This is a genomic window from Moorena sp. SIO4G3 (genome assembly GCF_010692305.1).
Classification (GTDB): domain Bacteria; phylum Cyanobacteriota; class Cyanobacteriia; order Cyanobacteriales; family Coleofasciculaceae; genus Moorena; species Moorena producens_A.
On the sequence record NZ_JAAHIG010000043.1, the window covers coordinates 1 to 15782 of the forward strand.

Sequence of the window (15782 nt, forward strand, 5' to 3'; positions counted from 1 at the left end):
GTGCTGGGCGAGCAGGACTACCTTACCATGGCTGGCGACGCGACCAACTTTATCCTCGACAAGATGCAGGATGACTCCGGCCGATTGTTGCACACCTCTTTGAAGGGGCTAAGGAGGCGGCTTATCTGGCAACGGCTGGTGCTGATCCCCTAGTTAGTCAGTTTACCCCTACCTATGGTATGGTACTGAATTTGTTGCAAACTCACTCTCTTCCTCAAGCCAAGGAATTAGTTGAACGCAGCTTTGCTCAGTATCTAGCTACTTTGTACCTCAAACCTCAACAACAGGCAATTACTGAACTGACTGCGGAACTGACGAGAATTGATTTTCAACTGGCACCGGTAGATGTGGCAGTAATGGAAGGCTATCAAAAACTGAAGGAACACCTGAAAGTAGAGCGCCGCATCCTTAAAGACCTGCAACACCAAGCAGAGGCATCTGTTTCTAAAGCCGTATCCCAATTACTACAACAGGTGCAACCGGGAGTCATTCTTTATCTCAAGGGCAAGAATGTGCCAGTGTCTTCTCCTGTTCCAGCTGTTTTGGTGGCTAAACAAAAGGGTTCCGGTCAATTCCCCTATCTGGTGTGCTTAAGTGCTGCTAACCGATGGTATGTGGCAACAACTGCTGATGTGATGGGGTTAGATGGCTTTCCTGAAGTGGCCGATGACCAAGCATCCAATGGCTCTACGGAAGATTACTCAACCGGCTCAACTCAAGGTGAATCCTCTGACATTATCAATCTTCGATGCCTTGATATTGGAACTCTCCAGCCTTTAGAGGGACTTGAGATTAAACCAGGTCAAGTCAAAAGCGGAAATGAAGATACTGAAGCCTTGGCTAACCAAGTTCCCACCATTGCTCAACTCTGGGTTGCTCCAGAAGTGAGGGAGCAACAAGGTGTTGTTGCTGATCTAGAGGGTCAAATGGAAACCCATGCTCTTCGTCAGTGGGGTAATCCTTCTCAACTGATCAAACGCCACAAAAAACGGTTGTTTTTGCAGGAGCAAATTAACCAACGTCAAGCTAAATTCCGAGAATACCAGGCTCAGCATTGGCACGAATTTCTGAACCTGATTGAAATTTTAAAGGCATCTGGTTCTTTGGAGGACTTAACTCCCACTGTTCTGGGGCAAGTGGCTGCTTCGGTTCGGGGAGAAAATGAGTTGTGGCTAGCTTTAGCCATGCTGTCGGGAGAATTAGATGACTTAGACCCCCACCAACTGGCAGCAGCTTGCTCTGCTATAGTTACCGAAACCCCTAGACCGGATAGTTGGACAAACTATAAACCAAGTGACGAAGTGCTAGAGGCATTGGCAAACCTCAGGAGGATTCGGCGTCAAGTATTTCAGCTACAGCGTCGATATCATGTCGCCTTACCGGTTTGGTCAGAGGATAGGTTAATTGGTCTAATAGAACAGTGGTCATTAGGCAAATCCTGGCGGGAGATATGCGGTAATACCAGCTTAGATGAAGGGGATGTGGTGCGAATTTTACGTCGAACCTTAGATATATTATCCCAAATTCCCCATGTGTTGCCTCTATCAGAGTCTTTAAAAGCTAATGCGATTCGTGCTGCTCAGTTACTTGACCGCTTTCCGGTTAATGAAAGAGTGAATTGACACTCCCCGACCTAAAGGCGCGGGGATTCTTCGTTCAACGATTCGACTTGCTGAACCTGGCCGGAACCAAGAGCAGTAGAGGTTAAATCTCCCGAAGTGTTCGGATCGATGATCCAGGTTCCGGTGTGCCCCACCGTACCCAAGGCTTTTTTCAGGATGTTGACTGCGGCGTTGTGGTCTCGGTCTAATTTACAACCACATTTGCAGACGTGAGTCCTAGTTGATAGCGACTTCTTGACTACCTCGCCGCATTCTGGGCAATTTTGACTTGTATAGGCAGGATTCACTGCAACCGTGACTCTACCAAACTTCTTGCCAAAATGCTCTAACCATTTCCTAAACTGATACCAACCTGCATCGTTAATAGAGTTAGCTAAACAATGGTTTTTAACCAGATTTTTTACCCTCAAATCTTCATAGGCGACCAGGTCGTTAGACCGGATTACGCAACGTGCCAGTCTCTTGGCATGTTCTTTACGCTGCCTACTTATTTTGAGGTGCTGTTTACCTAATCTATTAACGGCCTTCTTACGGTTAGCAGAGCCTTTCTTTTTTCGAGAAACTCGACGTTGGTAAAACTTTAGTCGCTTTTCTCCTTTACGGTAAAATATGGGATTGGGTTCAGTGTTTCCCCTAGAATCGGTATAGAATTCTTTTAGTCCTACGTCCAATCCTACAGTAGCGTCAACCGGGTCTAATTGTTCTTCGTTCGTCACAGAGATGAAAAACTGAACATAATAACCATCAGCCCTTTTAAAAATGCGAACCCGTTTGATTTGCTTCTTGTCAAAGCGCCATAAGTCCCAGGTACCCTTGAGTTTTAACTTCCCTATTCCTTTCTTGTCACTGAATGTAATTGTTTTATTGTCAGGGGAAAGTTTCCATCCTGATTGCTTATACTCAACCGACCTACAGTGTTTCTGAAAACGAGGATAGCTTTTCTTGCCAGGTACTTTTTTCTTGCAGTTTTCAAAGAAGCGAGAAATTGATGACCATGCTCTTTCAGCCGCAGCTTGTCGAGCAGTAGAGTTTAGTTCATTGGCAAAAGGGAATTTTTTAGCTAGTATTTTGCAGTACTTGCTAAGGTCGTATTTCCCTGTCCCTTTGTTATCTATCCATAAACGAATGCAGCTATTCCGGATAAATTTAACCGTCCGAATTGCTTCGTTTATAGCTTGATATTGATGGGGTTTACCGTAGGCTTTAAACTCAAGTATGATCATCAGAAATCGACCTCTTCTGTTCTCTAATTACGCTAACACAATAAGCGTAATATGTCAAGTCCAAACAAAAAGGGAGCAGGGAGCAGGGAGCAGGGAGCAGGGAGCAGGGAATAAGAACCCACCCCTAACCCCTCCCAGGAGGGGAAGTGATGGAATAGGGAATAGCGATCGCTTAATCAAAACAGGGAATCAAGGTCAAAGAATAATGTACCTGATAACTGCGATAAACGCTACAATCAGTTATCAAAAAACAACATTTTTCTAGGTAATCTCCCTCCTGATCCCCTGTTCCCTGTTCCCTGTTCCCTATTCCCTACTATTTATAATTTACGATTCCTGATCAATAGGATTCTTACCAATATCAAAAACAATTATAAATTCCGCATCCGGCATTAATCGTTTCAGAGCCCACAAATGTCCTTCCGCATCCGATCGATTGCGAAAGCGAGCAACAACAACTCGCTGCATTTCCGGTAATAGCCTAATGACCACCCACGGATGAAGGCGTTCCGAATAGTTCATAATCAAACCATCTCCTTTTTTAGGGGAGCCAGAGCTAGCCCGGTGACGGTCCAACATCTACGGGCTAGCTCTTGACTCTGGGCGTCTCAGCGCCCACCTTTTTAGTATAGCACAAAAATATTATATTATAACATATTTTGAAAAATTTTGTTACAAAGGGGTCGGGAGCAGGGAAACTCTTGCCTCTTGCCTTCCCTACCCTTACTCCTCAAGTAAATCCTTCAACACCTCTTCCGTAAAAGGATTCTTACCAGCCCGGAGCTCATCTATCCATTTTTGCACTTTTGCTTTCCAGTGATCATTGCTGGCCCAGTCTACATATGCCTGAAAATCTGATATCGCTCCTGCGGTATCCCCAGTCAGGGCTCTAGCCACACCACGACTATGTTGATATCTTTCATATTTATATTTAGGTGCTTTGGCTATTGCTTTTTCACAGGCATCCATCACGTCAGCAGCATATCCATGGAGGCTACCAAACCAACAGAGTGCGTTCCAAGAATCAGCATAAATTTCTAGGTTTGGATCTAGTTGTTGGGCTTCTTTATAGAGAGATAGGGCTTTGGTTAATTCACCCTCTTTAGCTAACCACTCACCTTGTCTGACTTTAGCAGTTGCTGCTAGCTGTTTGGCTTTTATCTCTGGCTCTAATTCTAGCTCGGGATTCCATGCTTTGGCTTCTTGAAACTTAGCAATAGCACCCTCAACATTCCCCTGTCTTGCTAAATACTCACCTTCTTCAACTTTAACGGGTGCTGCTAGCTGTTTGGCTTTTTTATCTGGCTCTAATTCCAGCTCCGGATTCCATGCTTTGGCTTTTTGGAACTTAGCAATAGCACCATCCACATCCCCCTCTTTAGCTAATTTCTCACCTTGTTTAACAAGACCGGGAGCTACTGCTACTTTGTCAACTGAATCTTGACATGAGCTTAAGCTTTCTAAAGCTTCAAAATTCTCCACAAAGTAACCTTCGAGCAACTTACAGCCCCGAGCCAGCATCTCACCTAAATCTTCAACCGCCCAGAGTCTGACCGTTTTGTCCCATGATGCCGTAGCCAGGGTTTTACCATCGGGGCTAAAACTTAAACTCTCTACCGAGTCAATATGTCCTTGAAACAGTGCTAATTGATTTCCTTGTAAATCCCAAACTCTGACCGTTTTGTCGTCTGATGCCGTAGCCAGGGTTTTACCATCGGGGCTAAAACTTACACTCTCTACCGAGTCAATATGTCCTTGAAACAGTGCTAATTGATTTCCTTGTAAATCCCAAACTCTGACCGTTTTGTCGTCTGATGCCGTAGCCAGGGTTTTACCATTAGGACTAAAACTTACACTATTTACCGAGGATTGATGTCCTTTAAACAGAGCTAATTGATTTCCTTCTAAATCCCAGAGTCTGACCGTTTTGTCGTCTGATGCCGTAGCCAGGGTTTTACCATTAGGACTAAAACTTACACTATTTACCGAGGATTGATGTCCTTTAAACAGTGCTAATTGATTTCCTTCCAAATCCCAAACTCTGACAGTTTGGTCGTATGATGCCGTAGCCAGGGTTTTACCATCGGGGCTAAAACTTACACTATATACCGAGGATTGATGTCCTTTAAACAGTGCTAATTGATTTCCTTCCAAATCCCAAACTCTGACCGTATTGTCGTCAGATGCTACAGCCAGGGTTTTACCATCTCGGCTAAAACTTACACTATTTGCCCAGCCTTGATGTCTTCTCAACCAATCTAATTCATTTCCTTCGGCTCTCCCGGCTTTGCGATATATACCGAGATAAGGCAAGCTTATATCATATAATTCCGCCAGTTCCAGCCACGTTTTTAACCACAGTACCAGGAAATCCTTTCCTTCTAAATCCCAAACTCTGACCGTATAGTCTCTTGATGCCGTAGCCAGGGTTTTACCATTAGGACTAAAACTTACACTATTTACCCAGTCTTGATGCCCTTTAAACAGTGCTAATTGATTTCCTTGTAAATCCCAAACTCTGACCGTATTGTCGTCTGATGCCGTAGCCAGGGTTTTACCATCTCGGCTAAAACTTACACTATTTACCGAGGATTCATGTCCTTTAAACAGTGCTAATTGATTTCCTTCTAAATCCCAAACTCTGACCGTATTGTCGTTTGATGCCGTAGCCAGGGTTTTACCATCGGGGCTGAAACTTACACTCCATACCCGGTCTTGATGTCCTTTAAACAGTGCTAATTCATTTCCTTCTAAATCCCAAACTCTGACCGTTTTGTCGTTTGATGCGGTAGCGATGGTTTTACCATCGGGACTAAAACTTACACTATTTACCGAGGATTGATGTCCTTTAAACAGAGCTAATTGATTTCCTTCTAAATCCCAAACTCTGACAGTTCTGTAGTCTGATGCGGTAGCGATGGTTTTACCATCTCGGCTAAAACTTACACTATTTACCGAGGATTGATGTCCTTTCAACAGAGCTAATTGATTTCCTTCTAAATCCCAAACTCTGACCGTATTGTCGTCTGATGCGGTAGCGATGGTTTTACCATCTCGGCTAAAACTTACACTATTTACCGAACGAATATGTCCTTTAAACAGAGCTAATTGATTTCCTTCTAAATCCCAAACTCTGACCGTATGGTCTGATGATGCCGTAGCCAGGGTTTTACCATCGGGGCTAAAACTTACACTATTTACCGAGTCAATATGTCCTCGAAATCTTCTCTTTTCTTTGAATTTACTAAGACTCTGCTGTAGAACATAGAGAGGACTAATAGCAGGATACTTATCCAGGGTGCGACCATCTTTAACGATATTAAATAGCTGTTGCCCAGTCTCCATGGCTGAGTATAAAAGCTCTACCCCTTCTTCACTGGTGGTGCTATAGTAAACATTATCCTCTGGTAACCCTCGTAAAAAACTAATCCCTTGTTGTTCTAGTCGCGTACCTGTTATAGCTTCTTTGATTTGTTGAGCAGTTATCATAGCAATAATTATTGCTACAACTGAGAACAAACCCAGACTAATACCCCCTATGAGTATAGTTTTCTTGGCTTTCTTTTGAGCCTCAGTTAAGGTATCATTGGCCTTAGCTAATATTCGACTTTCTTCTGCCAATACCCTGCGGTCTAATTCCTGACCAGCTACCAAAAACTGATAATCCAAATCGCTCAAACTTTTATCCTTAGCCCAATCTTGAGCATTCTCTAAGGCCACCCCCCGCAACAAACGAGCTTCATCGTGACACCCAGACTCAACCCAAGCGGTAAAGGCTTCAGAGTAGGGACGCAGTCTAGCCAATTCTTGCTTAACCCAATCCCGATCAAAAACACTGCCATAAATCCGGTTGTTAACCGTCAAACAGCCATCCCGCTCCACTACCAACCCCGATAGCCTTAATTCTGTCTGTTCTTCACTGCCATCAGCAGCAATACTACCCTGATCTAATACGTGCTGATACAATCCCAACAGCCTACTCGCCCGTTGCTCATTTCTGAGAATGCGATCGCGTATGGTCTTCAAATGCTCTGGCTTATCCTGAGATACCCAATTATCAATAATTTGGGTATGGGCAACCTGTGCAACTGTAGTGCTGCAATGGGATCCCCCTCCCGTCCCCCTTAATAAGGGGGAAGCTTGAGCAGGCTTAGTACCTCCTCCAGAAGTGCTATGGATAGATCCCCCTCCCGTCCCCCTTAATAAGGGGGAAGCTTGAGCATGGTTGGTACCCTCTCCAGAAGTGCCCTCAACTCCAGTGCCCTCAACTCCAGTTCCCCCCTTGTTAAGGGGGGTTAGGGGGGATCCCAGTCTTGAACTGCTGTGGATGGATCCCCCTCCAGAAGTTCCCCCCTTGTTAAGGGGGGTTAGGGGGGATCCCAATCCCGGAGTGCTATGGATGGATCCCCCTCCAGAAGTTCCCCCCTTGTTAAGGGGGGTTAGGGGGGATCCCAGTCTTGAACTGCTGTGGATAGATCCCCCTCCCGTCCCCCTTAATAAGGGGGAAGCTTGAGAATGCTCCACCATTAACTTACACAACTTCTGGGTCAGAAACGGTTGTCCCCCCGTCCAGTGCAATATCTCAGCTAACACCTGTTCAGGATTATCCACTTTCCCTACCAAACCAGGGAGCAGAGGTGTTTTCGCCTCTTCAAAGGTAAACCCAGTCAGTTCAATATCCCGACCAATATTAAAGGGAGTGCGCTGTTTATCCTGAATCAAATCCGCTGGAGTTGCTACTCCCAGCAAACAAAAATTCAGCCGATTATAGACAGGATTTTCTGCTCTTTGGTTATAACAACTGCGAATAAAAGCAAAGAAATCATCTTTAAACTCTACTTTAATAATACTGTCAATTTCATCTAAAAATATAACAACTTTTCCTGGAATCTCTGACAACAGCACCTCTTCAATAAACTCACCCAACCACATTACTGGGGAGAGTTGCTGACGCTCTCGTAACCAAGGTAAAACCTTGAATTTATCTGAGAGCTTAAAACTATTTACCAGAGTCTTAATTAAGCTGGCATACCATTGCTCTGACGTTACGTAATTGCCAATTTGGGTAACATCAACAGAAGCACAAGCTACTCCCCTATCTATTAGTCTTTGCATTGTTTTTACCCGCAAACTAGACTTACCCATCTGTCGCGAGTTGAGCACATAACAAAATTCCCCAGCCATCAAAGCATCAAAAATTTCCGTATCAGCTTTTCTGACTGCATAAGTAGCAGCATCGTTAGGTAAACTTCCCCCAACTTGATAGATTGTTGGTTGGTTGGTCATGGTAGGAAAGGGAGTAGGGAGTAGGGAGTAGGGAGTAGGGAGTAGGGAGTAGGGAGTAGGGAGTAGGCAAGAGGCAAGAGGCAAGAGGCAAGAGGCAAGAGGCAAGAGGTAATCAACTATTATATAGGGATTTTTGGGAATGGAAAAAACTATAATTGCTGTTTACAATTCATTTATAAACGCTATATCAGCTATAGGGTTTGTATTTGAGATGTCAACCTAGGATGTCTTTTTGTATTGGACAACAAAACTCCGAATATCTTTCCCCTCCTGGGAGGGGTTAGTGAAGATATTCGAGTAGTTGCGTAGGGTGCGTTAGGGGCGGGCTTGCCATCATGTTCAACACCGAGAGCCAGTGTTGGGATAGCCCGCCCCGTAACGCACCACCTTTGGGCAAGCCCTGATTTTATCGATAGCCACTGTTGGCATAGCCCGTCCCTTGGTGCGTTACGGGACGGACGATCGCAACCCGGGATTTGAGCCTGAAAATCAGGGTAAGCCCGTCCCTAACGCACCCTACGCAACTCTAAAAGTCGATTACTAAAATACTCACGATACAAATTATATCTGGGAATACAATCATTACCGATTGCTCTGACTAATCCCAGACTTTCTAACAGATAGGTTTCCTTATAATCCAGGCGCACTGCTTGAGTAGTTGTCAGTAATTTTTTGAAAGCGTTTAGTAAATTGGGATGGAGCATGAGATTATTTAAAAGCTCTCGCAAATGATGGCGATAAATCCCTGATTCTGTTGGGGCTGTTTCTAAAAGATGCTCGATGGTGATGTTGGGATTTTTGCTAAGAGTAGAAAAAGCTAACTGTAATAAATAAGGATGTCCTCCTACCATACTCATTAATTCATGTAGTAAAATAACTGATAAATTTAGACCATGAAATCTAGCCAATTTCTGAACCTGATTCAAAGTAAAATCAGTTAAATCTACAGGATATCCTACATTAAAAGGCGACTTATTGATAGCCAATTCAATATAAACTTCCGTAGAATAAACCACTATCAACCGCAGTCTTTTCCAGCTATCATAAAACTGGCCATTTTCATGCCAACTCCGCAGCAAAGTAAGAAAACCTTCAGCAACGTGTTGATGAGGAAAAACTCGCTCTAGGTTATCGAGACATAAAACCAAAGGACTCTCTGAAGAAACCAACAAATACTCTTCAAAGTAGGTGCTACACTTTACTTCACTGGTAAAAAAACTATCTTCCCAATAATTTTGCAACTGATTGGGCAATTTCAATTTTTGAGTAACCCGCACACAAAAAGACTGTAAAAATATATCCAAGTCATGGCAAGGGAATTCATTCAGATTCAAATAAACTCTGCGATAATCCCTAGATTTAGCATAATCAAGAATCCGATGACTGAGTAAGGTTTTACCCATCAGCTTGGGTGCTTTAATCCGAATTAGCGCTCCTGGTTGTACAATCTTTTGATAACACTCAGTATCTTGGGGACGTTCTATATAAAAGTCTCCAACTTGAGCGGTTTGATGTGGTTGATTATTGGTGCTATTTGTGCTATTATTAGTTGGTAATTCAATACCCAGTAATGTTAAAAATTCTGGTATAGACTGAGGGCGATCCCTAGCCACTAAATTCATACCATGAAGAATGGCTCGATTTATGCGATCGCTAATCTGAGGATTCAAATCCTTTGGTGGTGGTAATACAGTTCCCTCAACCCGCTCATCAGCTGGTAGTGGTTCATTTCCAGTTAAGAGCACATACAAGGTAGCGGCCAAAGCATAGACATCGGTATAGGGACCCTGTTGCGCTCGGAACTCATATTGTTCCAGCGGAGCATAACCTGGAGTCCGCCCACACAGATGAGTTTGGGTAACCCCAGGGACAAACTTAGTAGCAATACCCAAATCAATCAACACCGCACCAGAACCATCGTTCCGAACCATGATGTTATTGGGTTTAACATCCCGATGGAGCAACCCTTGCTGATGAATGTCCCACAGAGCGCTACCAATTTGCCCGATGTAAAGCAAGGCTTTCTCTTCCGAAAGCACACCCTGCCGTTTCACCAGATCCGACAAGGTTTCCCCCTCGATGTATTCCATGATTAGGCAAGGCAATTCACCTTCTCGGATGATTTCTTCACATAAGCTGACTAGATGAGGATTCCCACAGCTACATTGGGCTAACTTTACTGCTTCGTTGGCAAAAATTTTCCAATATTCTAATAAATTATCTTGGCGGAGTACATGATTAAGGATAGTTTTAATAACAATGCGATCGCGTGTTTTATTATTTCGGGCTAAATAGGTAATACCCAGCCCACCTTCTCCTAATTTTTTTTCGATGGTGTACTTACCGTTTTGTAGCCGATAACCAGGAGGCCAGGTAAGATGACTTACGCCGTTGCTGTGGTTAGGTGGCTTAGTAGTTGAGGGAGGTTTGTAGGGAGCATAAGGCTCTGCCACAGTAACAGTTATTGTTTGTGTGGTGCTGCTATGACTATTTTTAGGGGAATTAAACCAGCGTTTAACTCTGTTATTTAACTGCTGCTTTAATTTCCCACAGACTGACCGATGCTTATTAGTTTTCATGGGAGATGCCCAACCTATCCAGGATATTAATTTCGGTAGGGTTTATAGCGTTTGGATCTGGGTTGTAAACACAGGAATTGCTGAAAAAGGCAATAGGCAATAGGCAAGAGGCAAAAGTAACCCACCCCTAACCCCTCCCAGGAGGGGAAAGAGATTCGGAGTTTTATTTTCCAAGAAAAAAAACCATAAAGGTTTACATCTCAAACACAAACGCTATATATTTCCTTATCAGTAATTCTAGCGTTTCTGATAATTATCAGAGCCATCCAATTTACTTCACCCTACTTCATACTCCTACTCCCTAGGTCAGCGATCAGCGAACAGCTTATGGGCTACGCGCACGCTACGCGAACAGCAATCAGTTATCAGCTTATGGGCTACATCATAGCCTCGAAGCCTGTGCCACGCGCAAGAATTGTTGAATAAAACAGGTTAGGATTTGTTTAATATTTGTTATGTTAGCTGACCACTGACCGCTGCAAGACAAGGAAAAAGTATTATGAGTATCTCGCCCAAACGACTTGAAGAAATTAAAACTATTCCTGACTCTGACATTGATACTTCAGATATACCTGAGTTAGATGATCATTTCTGGGAAAATGCCAAAATGGTTAAACCAATTACTAAAAAAGCGATTTCTATTCCCTTAGATAGTGACATCATAGACTGGTTTAAAAGTCAAGGAAAAGGCTATCAATCATCGATTAATAACGTTCTTCGTAGTTATGTGAATCATCAACTAAACAAAAGTAATCATTGATGGTAAAACTATTCCGTTAATCTCAGCTAATTCGTAAGCGATCAGCTATCAGCTTAAGCGCTACGCGCACGCTACGCGAACGAACAGCTTGTGAATAACATTGGTGTCGAAGCCTGTGCCACAAAGTTGGCCGCTGACGGCTGACCGCTGACGGCTGACCGCTGACGGCTGACCGCTGAACGCGCACGCGTGCGCATAGCGCATATGCTTGCCTATTGCTAGCATGCCTATTGCCTATTGAAAACCCCTATATAACATCACCATCAATCAATTGAAGCTGTAACCGCTTACCCAGTGCATTAGCTGCTCGTTCAATTGTGTTCAGGGTTACAGAGGTATTGTTGGGATCTAAAAGACGATCTAATGCCGCAGGACTAGTTTTCATGACCTTGGTCATTTCAGTTTTAGTCAGTCCTTTTTCAAGCATTGCTTGTTCGATTTGCCAAGCTAACACTCGTTTGAGAGCTACCGCTTCAACTTCAGCAAGGATGTTATCTTCTTCTAAAAGTTCATCTAAGGAAGAACCGATATAAGGATTATTATTCATTTGATTTTTATAAGTTACCTTTTCTTTGTAAAGCTAAAGCTAATTCGTGTTTGGGCGTTTTTTCAGTTTTTTTGATGAATCCATGTAACAAAACCATTTGATTGTTATGAATGCAGAAAATAACCCGGGCAGTGCGGCCATTAGGTAAGTTAGTACGGACTTCAAATAAACCATTTCCCATCGGGCGACAGGTAGGCATACCAATAGGCCAGCCGTACTCAACAGTTTTGATGTCTGTGCCAATTAACCGCCGTTCCTCCTTGTCTAAACTTAAGAGCCAATCACGGACCGGTTCGTTATCAGATTCAGTTTTATAAAACTTAGCAGGAATTCGTTTAGAGGTCATTGAGCTGATGTACCATTTTTGACTGAAGTCCTCCGTTCATTTGTACTACTTTACACCTCAAACTCCCTTACTGTAAACGATGTAGCGATTGAGTTACTCAAATATAGCAGTCGAAGCAAAGCTCAGGATATAATTAATTCTGGCTAGCTTTAGCCATGCTGTCGGTATAATTAGATGACTTAGACCCCCACCAACTCGCAGCAGCTTGCTCTGGTTTAGTTACCGAAACCCCTAGACCGGATAGTTGGACAAACTATAAACCAAGTGCGGAAGTGCTAGAAGCATTAGCAAACCTCAGGAGGATTCGGCATCAAGTATTTCAGCTACAGCTCTGATATCATGTCGCCTTACCGGTTTGGTCAGAGCATAGGTTAATTGGTCTAGTGGAGCAGTGGTCATTAGGCAAATCCTGGCGGGAGCTATGCGGCAATTCCAGTTGAGATAAAAAAATTTCCTGCATAACTTTTGGTGCTTAGCCAGATAAGTCTATAGATACTGTAAAATCAGCTATCAGCACTCAGCATTCAGCAGGTAGTGGATTAGCTGAATGCTTACAATCAGCGTTACCCCCGAGTTTCCACTATTAAACACTCATGGAGCCTTTAGAGTTACTGATCGTCTTAGCAATCTTAGCAATCTTAGCAATCTTAGCAATCTTAGCAATCTTAGCAATCTTAGCAATCTTTTTCCCACAATTATCACAATCACAATTATCACAATTATGTTTAAACTTCTATCGTGATATCTATCGTAAAATTATAGGTTATAAGATGATATTACTAGGACGTAGTGGTTCTGGTAAAACAACCCTGTATCAAGCTTTAGGTATGGTAACGGTACAAGGCATATTGCCAAAATCAAATACCCATCCAGAACCAACTAAGCGAGTCAAATTAGATATAATGGTTGGTCAACATCAGAAAAAGTCTCAGCAAGTTATATTTAGAGCGACTGTTGATGTTCCTGGAAGGAGCAAAGTGAGGTGGAAAAAGCATATAAAAGGGTGTGATATTATAATTTATTTGATTAATGCTTATGAATTACGTAGTAATCAAGATAGCCAAGATGAAGAAAAAGTAAGTAATTCACAAATTCAAAAAGACTTAGAAGATATATATAACTGGACAAAAGATTACAAAATTAATATAAAAATTTTTATTGTTGGAAATCACTTTGATGAAATCTGTCATGATTATGACCAAGGAAATAATTATCAAAAGTATCTGGAAGAATTTAAAAAACTCATCAAGCCTTGTAGTAGCCAAGACAAAGATTATCGACAGCTAGCTACAGATATAATTATTGGTAGTCTAAAAGAAGGAAAAGACATGCTCGCTATGATGGGCAGGGTGATTTCTAACCTTAAATAATCTTTATTTTTGTTACTATGAAATCCTTAAGGAGATAAAGCAATGACAACAAACAGAGAATTATGCCACTGGGCGCAGCAAATTAAAAGTACGAATCCAGATATTATCTACAAAGGAAAGATAGAACTTCACCCGGTTAAAGATGAGCAACAACGACAGACTATTCTTTCTGCAATTGATGAAGTAGTTTTACCTAAAAAAAATAAAGTAGGCATAAATATAGAATATAAAGGCGTAAAAATTTATTACAATACCAAGAGTTTTGTGGTCACAAGTATTCCAATAGAACGAGATAATTATGAACGCCTTTCACCTATCTTAAGCTATGGATACTTTCCCGAAAAATATTTATCAAAAGATTGGATTGAAACAGTTTCAAAGGAGATTAAAAATTTTGCTTTATCAATTGATAGAACATTTAGCAATGAGACATTATTGACAATTAAAGATGCCTTGATACAGGCTGAGGAAAGGAAGGTAAAGCTACAAAAAAGAAGGAAATTACAGAGATTAGTAAGCTACTTATCACTAGAATTAGTTTGGGGATTAATCGTCGTAGGAACACCATTAATTCTAGGATGGATACTTCAAATGCAGATAACTGAATTATTCCTTGAGTTACTTATCCAGCAAGCTCCGAACGAGATTAATACATTTCTACAGCAGATGATCAATATAATTAATCAATTAGTCATGAAGATTGCGTTCTTGATTTCAGTTAATAATGCTTTGTTGCTGATTTTATTTAAACTTCCAATAGGCTCATTGCTCAAACCAAAAGACAACAAAAATATCCGCTAAATTAGGATCGTTCAAAAAAACATAACTCAAATTTCAACCAGAAAACTAGTAACCATGGATCGTTCAGAACTTCCTGCACAAAAACAAAAGCGTCGGGCTATCCTTGCCCTTTCCGATAGTGCCTTAAGAAACCTTAAGTATGATCTTCCTCACAATCAAGAAGCACGAGATTTATTTTATCATGAGCAAATTTCTTTGTTGAATGTCGATGCTATTAATAATCCAGAAGAAAATTCGCTTTTGGAGTCATTAAGTCATAGTGGAGATTTGCTGAATTCTGGAAACCTTCTAGTTCAGAGTCCTTATGATTCCGATGATTATGTTGAGGTTAGTCAGGCGTATTACACATTTGCTCGCAAAAAGTGGGATATTTACACATATTTCTGGGGGTTTCTTGGAGCCAAAGAAGCTTCAGTGGATTTGAAAGAAATTCAAATTACTAAAAAACAGCAAAAAGGGGTGGGTCAGGGCAAATACATGGGTGGAAAAGGTAAAGCTAATGTTAATAAAATTGACTTCAATAAAGTGGAGAAGGAGATGAATCTCAATAAAAAGTTTCGTTCAGGGGGTAAATTAATGCCAGGTAATGCTAAAAAATATATTAAAAAATATCAATGGCTGTTTCGCGATCATGATTTTGAAGGTATTATTGAATTAGCAGAAGCAGGCATTGCCCTAGAAGAACAAGAGTTTTATATGAGTGTAACTCAACAATCCCAAAGTAATTTGGACGTGGCACTTTCCCTAAATGTTCCAGTATCCCTAAAATCCCTAGATTTGAATGGCAAATTTGAGCAAATTAAGCAAGATATTTTTGAATTTTCCCTAAAGACTAAGGTAACGTTTTGGTAGGTTTACCAAAACTCTGGGATATTTTTGAGCCTAGAAACGAATCCCACATTTAAGATCGCTACACCTAGCGATCGCTTTTTAGTATCAGTCACAAACAGAATAACAAAGATAAAGTATTATGAGTATTTCGCCCAAACGACTTGAAGAAATCAAAACTATTCCTGACTCTGCCATTGATACTTCAGATATACCGGAGTTAGATGATCATTTCTGGGAAAATGCCAAAATGGTTAAACCGATTACTAAAAATTTGGGTTTAAATCCCCGTCCTTCCACGAGAATTAAAGATTTAAAGTAGGGTGGGCAAAGTAAGATAATCATTGATACTCAAAACCATCAAACGGTTTTGCCCACCAGACAATATTACCCCATATAGGTTATACCAGTCATAAACTA

13 protein-coding genes and 1 pseudogene are annotated in these 15782 nt (G+C 41.8%); 7 read left to right on the plus strand and 7 right to left on the minus strand.

The genetic code is table 11. From position 1 onward, the window contains the following. The first annotated feature begins 191 nt into the window (after positions 1-191). Positions 192-1622, plus strand: coding sequence for a hypothetical protein (locus F6J99_RS10925; protein WP_293112948.1), 1431 nt, complete (start codon positions 192-194; stop codon positions 1620-1622). A gap of 11 nt (positions 1623-1633) precedes the next feature. Here the strand turns inward: F6J99_RS10925 and F6J99_RS10930 are convergent, their stop codons facing one another. From F6J99_RS10930 to F6J99_RS10950, 4 genes are all read right to left on the minus strand, one after another. Further along, positions 1634-2845: a transposase gene (locus F6J99_RS10930; RefSeq protein ID WP_293112949.1), complete on the minus strand. Its 1212-nt coding sequence runs from the start codon at positions 2843-2845 to the stop codon at positions 1634-1636. Positions 2846-3172: 327 nt separating this feature from the next. Beyond that, entirely contained in the window at positions 3173-3367 is a 195-nt protein-coding gene (locus F6J99_RS10935) for a hypothetical protein (RefSeq protein WP_293112977.1), read from the minus strand. Positions 3368-3568: 201 nt separating this feature from the next. Next, positions 3569-8131, minus strand: coding sequence for an AAA-like domain-containing protein (locus F6J99_RS45535; RefSeq protein WP_365973093.1), 4563 nt, complete (start codon positions 8129-8131; stop codon positions 3569-3571). 506 nt (positions 8132-8637) lie between these two features. After that, complete coding sequence (locus F6J99_RS10950) at positions 8638-10710, minus strand: AAA-like domain-containing protein (RefSeq protein ID WP_293112950.1); 2073 nt, start codon at positions 10708-10710, stop codon at positions 8638-8640. Positions 10711-11209: 499 nt separating this feature from the next. On the opposite strand from F6J99_RS10950, the gene F6J99_RS10955 reads away from it, so the two are divergent. Next, on the plus strand, positions 11210-11470 hold the full coding sequence (locus tag F6J99_RS10955) for a BrnA antitoxin family protein (RefSeq protein ID WP_293112951.1): 261 nt from the start codon (positions 11210-11212) through the stop codon (positions 11468-11470). Positions 11471-11541: 71 nt separating this feature from the next. Here F6J99_RS10955 and F6J99_RS10960 read toward each other — a convergent pair whose 3' ends face one another. Genes F6J99_RS10960 through F6J99_RS10970 form a run of 3 tightly spaced genes read right to left on the minus strand, consistent with a single transcriptional unit; the run spans position 11542 to position 12363 of the window. Further along, positions 11542-11667, minus strand: a complete 126-nt coding sequence (locus F6J99_RS10960; RefSeq protein ID WP_293112952.1) for a hypothetical protein — start codon at positions 11665-11667, stop codon at positions 11542-11544. Between the two features lie 50 nt (positions 11668-11717). Next, positions 11718-12017, minus strand: a complete 300-nt coding sequence (locus F6J99_RS10965; protein WP_293112953.1) for a Fis family transcriptional regulator — start codon at positions 12015-12017, stop codon at positions 11718-11720. A gap of 7 nt (positions 12018-12024) precedes the next feature. Beyond that, positions 12025-12363 carry a type II toxin-antitoxin system RelE/ParE family toxin gene (locus tag F6J99_RS10970; protein WP_293112954.1) on the minus strand — a complete coding sequence of 113 codons (339 nt, stop codon included), beginning with the start codon at positions 12361-12363 and terminating at the stop codon, positions 12025-12027. A 230-nt stretch (positions 12364-12593) separates the two neighbouring features. Between F6J99_RS10970 and F6J99_RS45540 the strand changes: the two are divergent. The 5 genes and pseudogenes from F6J99_RS45540 to F6J99_RS10995 form a co-directional block, all read left to right on the plus strand. Further along, positions 12594-12698: pseudogene (locus tag F6J99_RS45540) on the plus strand (hypothetical protein); the annotation flags it as partial. A gap of 258 nt (positions 12699-12956) precedes the next feature. Beyond that, on the plus strand, positions 12957-13733 hold the full coding sequence (locus tag F6J99_RS10980; protein WP_293112955.1) for a GTPase domain-containing protein: 777 nt from the start codon (positions 12957-12959) through the stop codon (positions 13731-13733). 42 nt (positions 13734-13775) lie between these two features. After that, on the plus strand, positions 13776-14534 hold the full coding sequence (locus F6J99_RS10985) for a hypothetical protein (protein ID WP_293112956.1): 759 nt from the start codon (positions 13776-13778) through the stop codon (positions 14532-14534). Between the two features lie 54 nt (positions 14535-14588). After that, positions 14589-15386, plus strand: coding sequence for a hypothetical protein (locus F6J99_RS10990; protein WP_293112957.1), 798 nt, complete (start codon positions 14589-14591; stop codon positions 15384-15386). A 118-nt stretch (positions 15387-15504) separates the two neighbouring features. After that, positions 15505-15684, plus strand: coding sequence for a hypothetical protein (locus F6J99_RS10995; RefSeq protein WP_293112958.1), 180 nt, complete (start codon positions 15505-15507; stop codon positions 15682-15684). Positions 15685-15782 lie beyond the last annotated feature (98 nt).